Raw genomic sequence first — 6,632 nt, 5'->3', positions numbered from 1 at the left:
CCCTTCGGCCATCCCCACGGCGGTCCACCGAGGACGGGGACAGGCCCCGCCGTGGCCGTCGAGACCTCGTACTACCCTGGACAACCGTGCTAGTGCTCGCCGTCGACACGGCCACTCCCGCAGTCACCGCCGGTGTGGTCGAACTCGCGCCCGACTCGCCGCCGCGCCTGCTCGCGAAGCGGGTGACGCTCAACGCCAAGGCGCACGGCGAGCTGCTCACCCCGCACATCAGCGACGCGCTCGACGAGGCCGGCAAGACCTTCGCCGACCTCGACGCGATCGTCGTGGGCGCGGGCCCCGGCCCGTTCACCGGCCTGAGGGTCGGCCTCGCCACCGCCGCCGCGCTCGGCCAGGCGCTCAACCGCCCGGTCTACCCGGTCGCCACGCCGGACGCGATCGCCAAGGACGCCGCGAGCGGCCACCCGCTGCTCGTCGCGACCGACGCGCGGCGCAAGGAGGTCTACTGGGCCGCCTACGACGCCGCCGGTCGCCGCACGGACGGCCCGCACGTCGAGCGCCCGCAGGACCTCGCCGAGAAGCTGCCGTCCCTGGGCGTGCACCAGGCGACGGGCGAGGGGGCCGAGATCTACTCCGACGTCCTCGGGCTCGAGGTCCTCGGCACCCGGCACCCGAGCCCGGAGGGCCTGGTCGCCGCCGCTGCCGCCGAGGTGCTCGCGAAGGCCCGTCCCGCCGCGCTCACCCCGCTCTACCTGCGCCGTCCCGACGCCGTGGAGCCCACCGGGCGCAAGAGGGTGACCAGGGCATGACCACCGGCACCGTCACGCTCGGGCCTTTGCAGCACGCCGACGTGCCCCAGTGCCACGAGATCGAGCTGGCGTTGTTCTCCGGTGAGGACCCGTGGAGCGAGACCGCGTTCCACAGCGAGCTGGACAACGGCCACTACTACCTCGGCGCGTACGCGGACGACGAGCTCATCGGCTACGCCGGGCTCGCCGCCAGCCAGTACGAGGCGAGCGTCCACACGATCGCCGTCGTCGGGCACTGGCAGGGCAGGGGCGTCGGCAAGAAGCTGCTGCGGGAGCTGCTGGCCCGCGCCGACGAGATCGGCGTGCCGGTCTACCTCGAGGTCCGCACGGACAACGAGCCCGCGATCGCGATGTACCTGGCGCACGGCTTCGAGCACCTCGGCCTGCGCCGCCGCTACTACCAGCCGTCGGGTGCCGACGCGTACACGATGGGAAGGCCTGCGCAAAGTGTCTGATCGCCTGATCCTCGGCATCGAGAGCTCGTGCGACGAGACGGGCTTCGGCATCGTCCGCCTCGGTCCGGACGGCTCGCTCGAACTGCTCGCCGACGAGGTCGCCTCCAGCGTCGAGGAGCACGCCCGCTTCGGCGGCGTCGTGCCGGAGGTCGCCTCCCGCGCGCACCTCGAAGCCCTGGTCCCGACCCTGCGCCGCGCACTCGACACGTCCGGCGTGGAGCTGTCCCAGATCCACGCCATCGCCGTCACGGCGGGACCGGGTCTCGCCGGCGCGCTGCTGGTCGGCGTGTCCGCCGCGAAGGCGTACGCGGCCGCGCTGGGCAAGCCGCTCTACGGCGTGAACCACCTCGCGGGCCACGTCGCCGCGGACACGCTGCAGCACGGCCCGCTGCCGCAGCGCTGCCTCGCACTGCTGGTCTCCGGCGGCCACTCGCAGCTGCTGCTGATCGAGGGCGGCCTGGCCAACTCGATCACCGAGATCGGCTCGACCGTGGACGACGCGGCCGGCGAGGCCTACGACAAGGTCGCCAGGCTGCTCGACCTGCCCTACCCCGGCGGCCCGCCCATCGACAAGCTGGCCAAGCAGGGCAACGGCTGCGCGATCGCGTTCCCGCGCGGCCTCACGGGCCCGCGCGACGCGAAGTACGACTTCTCGTTCTCCGGCCTGAAGACCTCGGTGGCCCGCTGGGTCGAGCGGGCCGAACGCGCCGGCGAGGAGATCCCGCTGGCCGACGTCGCCGCGTCGTTCCAGGAGGCCGTCGCGGACGTGCTGACCGCCAAGGCCATCCGCGCCGCGAAGGACCTGGACGTCGGCACGCTGGTCATCTCCGGCGGCGTCGCGGCCAACTCGCGCCTGAGCGGCCTGGCCGCCGAGCGCTGCGCCGAGGCGGGCATCGAGCTGCGCGTGCCGCGGCCGCGGTTGTGCACCGACAACGGCGCGATGATCGCGGCGCTCGGCGCCCACCTGGTCGCGGCGGGCGCCAAGCCGTCCCGGATGGACATCTCGACCGTGCCGGGCCTGCCGGTCGGGACCGTGCAGATCGTCTAGACCGCGTGCAGCCCGGGGTTCCGGTCCTCGATCACGAAGGACGCCTTCGTGGTCACCGGGGCTCCGGGCTTGGACACGTAGTCCACGGCCCGGAAGTCCGCCCGCACCTCACGCGCGGTGAAGCGGGTACGCACGTACCCGCGCCGGTTGTTGAAGTACTTCACGTGCGGGTTCTCGGCCAGCATCGCCGGGGTCTCCGCGCGGGTCTCCGACCCGTCGCCGCCGGACGTGATCGACGTCGACACCAGCTCGGTAGCGACCGTGCGCGAGGCCGGGTCGTTCCAGCGTTCCTTGACCTCGGCAGCCCACGCCGCGTGCACGTCACCGGTGAGCACGACGGTGTTGCGCGTGTGGGAGAAACCGGCGGCCACACGGTCGCGGTTCGCCGCGTAGCCGTCCCACGCGTCCATGTTGTTGGTCTCGCCGGCGCCGGGCGTGAAGTCGAGCTGCGAGAAGAACACCTGCTGCCCCAGGACGTCCCACCGCGCGCGTGAGCGCCGAAGACCGTCCAGCAGCCACTTCTCCTGTTCGGCGCCGGTGATCGTGCGGGTGGGGGACAACCGCTCCGGGCACGCCTTCACGCCGTCGCCGCAGAGCTGGTCGTCGCGGTACTGCCGGGTGTCGAGCATGTGGAAGTTCGCCAGGCCGCCCCACTGCAGGCGCCGGTGGAGCCGCATGTCGATGCCCTGGGGCCTGCTGCGGATCGGCATGTTCTCGTAGTAGGCCTGGAACGCCGCCGCCCGGCGTGCCAGGAAGTTCGGCTGGGGGATGTCCGGCTTCTCGTAGACCTCGTCCGCCCAGTTGTTGTCGACCTCGTGGTCGTCCCACACAACTGCCCACGGCGCCACGGCGTGCGCCTCCTGCAGGTCCAGATCGGTCTTGTACTGCGCGTGCCGCTGCCGGTAGTTCGCGAGTGTCTCGGTCTCCGGGCCCTCGTGGTCGCGCGGGTTGCCGCCCGGCGCCACGTACGCGCCCTTCTTGTACTCGTACTGGTAGTCGCCGAGGTGCAGCACCAGGTCCGGCTGGTCCTCGGCCAGCCTGCGGTACGCGGTGAAGTAGCCGTGCTCGAACTGCGAGCAGGACGCGAACGCCATCGTCAGTCCGCTGCCCAACGCCCACGGAGCCAACGCCGTGCGCGTGCGGCCCGTACGAGAGAGATGGCCCTCGGCGGAGAAGCGGTAGAAGTACTCGTGACCGGGCAGAAGGCCGCGCACGTCCACGTGCACGCTGTGGCCTTCCTCGGGCCGTGCGTGGGCGGTGCCACGACGGACGACGAGCCGGAACCGCTCGTCCAGTGCGATCTCCCACTTCACCTCGACGACGCGCGACGGCATGCCGCCCGTGCCGTCCTCCGCGAGAGGGATGGGTGCCAGGCGGGTCCACAGGACCACGCTGTCGTGGGTCGGGTCGCCCGAGGCGACACCGAGAGTGAACGGGTCGGTCAGGCGAGCCGATCCCGCGCCGACGGTGGTGAGCGCAAGTCCCCCGATGAGGAGTGCGCGTCGCGTCACTCGAGTCATGGTGAGACCTTCACCCACCAGAGTGGCTACCAGGTGAACGCCTGCCTAAAGTCTGTGGAGCCCTGGCACGCGGTCTTCCACGGCGAACGACGCCTTGGTGCGGACGGGTGAGCCCGGCCGTGACACGTAGTCCAGCCCGCGGAAGTCCGTGCGCAGCTCATCGGGCGTGAACCTGCTCACCGTGTAGCCGCGCCGGTTGTTGAAGTACTTCACGTGCGGGTTCTCGCGCAGCCACGACGGTGTCTCGGCGTACTCCTCCGACCCGTCACCACCGGCCGTGATCGACGTGGTGACCAGTTCGGTCGCGAGAGTCTTCGACGACGGGTCGTCCCAGCGCTCCTTGACCTCAGCGCCCCACGCGGCGTGCACGTCCCCGGTCAGCACGATCGGGTTCCGGACGTCCGCGAGCCCCGCCACCACCCGGTCGCGGTCGGCGACGTAGCCGTCCCACGCGTCCAGCAGGAACTTGTCGACCTCGCCGGGGATGTAGTCGTACTGCGAGAAGAACACCTGCTGCCCGAGCACGTCCCAGCGGGCGGTGGAGCCGCGGAACCCGTCGAACAGCCAGTCCTCCTGCTCGGCGCCGAGCATCGTCCGCGTGGGGTCCAGGCGTTCCGGGCAGAGCTGCAACCCGTCCCCGCAGGCCTGGTCCGTGCGGTACTGGCGGGTGTCGAGCAGGTGGAACGTCGCCAGCGAGCCCCACCCGACCCGCCGGTGCAGCCTGGGTGACCTGCGCAGAGGCATGTTCTCGTAGTAGGCCTGGAACGCGGCGGCCCTGCGCGCGGGGAAGTCGGGCTGCGGCTTGTCCGGCAGCAGGCCCGCCCAGTTGTTGTCGATCTCGTGGTCGTCCCAGATCACCGCCCACGGCGCCACGGCGTGCGCTTCCTGCAGGTCGGGATCGGTCTTGTACTGGGCCTGGCGGCGGCGGTAGCCGGCGAGCGTCGTGGTGGTCGGGCCCTCGACGCGGCGGACGTTGCCGTTCGGGGCGACGTGGATGCCGCTCGCGTACTCGTAGGTGTAGTCGCCGAGGTGCAGCATCAGGTCGGGCTCGTCCTCGGCCAGCCTGCGGTACGCCGTGAAGTAGCCGTGCTCGTACTGCGCACACGACGCGAAGGCCATCGTCAGCGGCACCTGCAGAGCGCTCGGCGCGGGCGTCGTCCGGGTGCGGCCCGTCCGCGAGAGGTGGTTGAGGGCCTTGAAGCGGTAGAAGTACTCGCGGCCGGGCTCCAGTCCGGCGAGTTCCACGTGGACGCTGTGGCCCTCCTCCGGTCGAGCGGTGGTGGAGCCCCGTTGCACGGTTCGGGTGAATCGTTCGTCGGCCGCGACCTCCCACTCGACGTCGACCGGACGTGATGGCATGCCTCCCAGACCGTCCTCGGCGAGCGGGTCGACGGCCAGCCGGGTCCACAGGACCACACCACCGGGTGCCGGGTCGCCCGAGGCCACGCCGAGTGTGAAAGGGTCGCCGGGCCGGGCCGACGCGGCGGCGGAGAACGCTGTGACTCCGGCCACGCCCGCGAGCAGCAGCGTTCGGCGCGTCAAGGGGGACATGCCCCTGAATACGTCTCCCATGTGGTGATCGGTTCGGGGGGCTCGTTGAAGGCTTGGCACTCTCATGGGTAGAGTGCCAACTGCACGGCACCAGCACCGCCCCGACCCCCGCGACGGCGGGGTGGCAGGAGCCGTTAATTCGAACCTGCCAACGACCCGTGGAGGTCATCCCGGTGAGCGTGAACATCAAGCCGCTCGAGGACAAGATCGTCGTTCAGGCCTCGGAGGCCGAGACGACCACTGCCTCCGGCCTCGTGATCCCGGACACCGCGAAGGAGAAGCCCCAGGAGGGCAAGGTCCTCGCGGTGGGTCCCGGTCGCATCGACGACAAGGGCAACCGCGTCCCGCTGGACGTCGCCGTCGGCGACGTCGTCATCTACTCGAAGTACGGCGGCACCGAGGTCAAGTACAACGGCGAGGAGTACTTGATCCTCTCCGCCCGCGACGTGCTGGCCGTCGTCAACTAGTTCCTTCGGTTGGCACAGAGGTCACACGCCTGACGCCCCGGCGCCCCATCCGGGGCTACCGGGGCGTTTCGCTACCCAGAGAGGCTTTGAGGTAAATGCCCAAGCAGATCAGCTTCGACGAGGACGCTCGTCGGGCGCTCGAGCGCGGCGTCAACAAGCTCGCGGACACGGTCAAGGTCACCCTCGGCCCGCGCGGGCGCCACGTCGTGCTCGACAAGAAGTTCGGTGGCCCGACGGTCACCAACGACGGCGTGACGATCGCCCGTGAGATCGAGCTGGACGACCCGTTCGAGAACCTCGGCGCGCAGCTCGCCAAGTCGGTCGCCACCAAGACCAACGACGTCGCGGGTGACGGCACCACCACCGCCACCGTGCTGGCGCAGGCGCTGGTCAAGGAAGGCCTGCGCAACATCGCCGCGGGTGCGAACCCGACCGCGCTCGGCCGTGGCATCCAGGCCGCCTCCGACGCCGTCGTGGACGCGCTCAAGGCCAAGTCCACCCCGGTCAAGGGCCGCGAGAACATCGCGCAGGTCGGCACCGTCTCCTCGCGTGACGAGTCCATCGGCGCCCTGCTCGGCGAGGCCATCGAGCGCGTCGGCGAGGACGGTGTCATCACCGTCGAGGAGTCGTCCACGCTCGCGACCGAGCTCGTGATCACCGAGGGCGTGCAGTTCGACAAGGGCTACGTGTCGACGCACTTCTCGACCGACCTCGAGGCGCAGGAGGCCGTCTACGAAGACGTCCGCATCCTGCTGCACCGCGAGAAGATCTCGGCGCTGGCCGACGTCCTCCCGATCCTCGAGAAGGTCGCGGAGTCCGGCAAG

General features: G+C 70.8%; 7 protein-coding genes. 5 read left to right on the top strand and 2 right to left on the bottom strand.

Features of this window, described 5'->3' with window-relative positions; translation table 11 throughout:
- Positions 1–86 precede the first annotated feature (86 nt).
- From tsaB to tsaD, 3 genes are read left to right on the top strand one after another with little or no spacing between them, the layout of a single operon-like run.
- Positions 87–767 carry a tRNA (adenosine(37)-N6)-threonylcarbamoyltransferase complex dimerization subunit type 1 TsaB gene (gene tsaB / locus VM306_RS34260; RefSeq protein ID WP_325522336.1) on the top strand — a complete coding sequence of 227 codons (681 nt, stop codon included), beginning with the start codon at positions 87–89 and terminating at the stop codon, positions 765–767.
- Positions 764–1,222: a ribosomal protein S18-alanine N-acetyltransferase gene (gene rimI, locus VM306_RS34255; RefSeq protein ID WP_325522334.1), complete on the top strand. Its 459-nt coding sequence runs from the start codon at positions 764–766 to the stop codon at positions 1,220–1,222. The genes tsaB and rimI overlap by 4 nt, the downstream gene beginning before the upstream one ends.
- Complete coding sequence (gene tsaD / locus VM306_RS34250) at positions 1,215–2,270, top strand: tRNA (adenosine(37)-N6)-threonylcarbamoyltransferase complex transferase subunit TsaD (RefSeq protein ID WP_325522332.1); 1,056 nt, start codon at positions 1,215–1,217, stop codon at positions 2,268–2,270. Before rimI ends, tsaD begins: the two co-directional genes overlap by 8 nt.
- Here the strand turns inward: tsaD and VM306_RS34245 are convergent.
- Both VM306_RS34245 and VM306_RS34240 read right to left on the bottom strand, forming a co-directional pair.
- Positions 2,267–3,790, bottom strand: a complete 1,524-nt coding sequence (locus tag VM306_RS34245; RefSeq protein ID WP_325522330.1) for an alkaline phosphatase D family protein — start codon at positions 3,788–3,790, stop codon at positions 2,267–2,269. The genes tsaD and VM306_RS34245 overlap by 4 nt on opposite strands.
- A gap of 45 nt (positions 3,791–3,835) precedes the next feature.
- A complete protein-coding gene (locus VM306_RS34240; protein WP_325522328.1) occupies positions 3,836–5,341 on the bottom strand; it encodes an alkaline phosphatase D family protein in 1,506 nt (501 codons plus the stop codon).
- A gap of 173 nt (positions 5,342–5,514) precedes the next feature.
- On the opposite strand from VM306_RS34240, the gene groES reads away from it, so the two are divergent.
- Positions 5,515–5,808 (top strand): co-chaperone GroES, encoded by a 294-nt coding sequence (groES, locus tag VM306_RS34235; RefSeq protein ID WP_030478362.1) that lies wholly within the window; start codon positions 5,515–5,517, stop codon positions 5,806–5,808.
- Positions 5,809–5,903: 95 nt separating this feature from the next.
- The coding region (gene groEL / locus VM306_RS34230) for a chaperonin GroEL (protein WP_325522326.1) at positions 5,904–6,632 on the top strand (729 nt) is incomplete at its 3' end.

Source organism: Lentzea sp. (genome assembly GCF_035525475.1).
Lineage (GTDB): Bacteria > Actinomycetota > Actinomycetes > Mycobacteriales > Pseudonocardiaceae > Lentzea.
Note: the sequence above shows the minus strand (reverse complement) of the source record. Positions and strands in the feature narration are given on the sequence as shown.

Coding starts and splice junctions, on each gene's coding strand:
- VM306_RS34245 (WP_325522330.1), bottom strand. CDS start 3,790: ATGACTCGAGTGACGCGACGCGCACTCCTCATCGGGGGACTTGCGCTC.
- VM306_RS34240 (WP_325522328.1), bottom strand. CDS start 5,341: ATGTCCCCCTTGACGCGCCGAACGCTGCTGCTCGCGGGCGTGGCCGGA.
- rimI (WP_325522334.1), top strand. CDS start 764: ATGACCACCGGCACCGTCACGCTCGGGCCTTTGCAGCACGCCGACGTG.